The organism is Nocardia cyriacigeorgica (assembly GCF_010858045.1).
In the GTDB taxonomy this organism is placed as follows: domain Bacteria; phylum Actinomycetota; class Actinomycetes; order Mycobacteriales; family Mycobacteriaceae; genus Nocardia; species Nocardia cyriacigeorgica_E.
The window spans coordinates 1-344 of record NZ_JAAGVC010000191.1; the positions used below are offsets into that span (position 1 = coordinate 1).

The window sequence follows — 344 nt, forward strand, 5'->3', positions numbered from 1 at the left end:
ATGTTTTCGGGCGCACGGAGCCGGGACCCGGCAACGAAATGTATGTGGTGCGCACGATTCCCGGGACACGGGCGATCAAGACCTACCGCTGCCCCGGCTGTGATCACGAGATCGTGCCTGGGGTCGCACATATCGTCGCCTGGCCGGCTTACGGCGGTGAGCACGACCGCAGGCACTGGCATCGCGGCTGCTGGAACGGTCGGCGGACCCGGGGCATCACGCGCCGCTGGTCCTGAGCTCCGGACACGAGGAAGGCCGCCCCCGCAGGGACGGCCTTCGATGCTGATATGTGTTCTGTCGCCGCGTAGGCCCGAGGTCAGTTGCTGATCTCGGCGTTCTCACGC

General features: G+C 66.9%; 1 protein-coding gene. It reads left to right on the forward strand.

The genetic code is table 11. The annotated features are described in order from the left end of the window. The coding region (locus GV790_RS30830; RefSeq protein WP_163818062.1) for an ATP/GTP-binding protein at positions 1 to 236 on the forward strand (236 nt) is incomplete at its 5' end. Between the last annotated feature and the right edge of the window lie 108 nt (positions 237 to 344).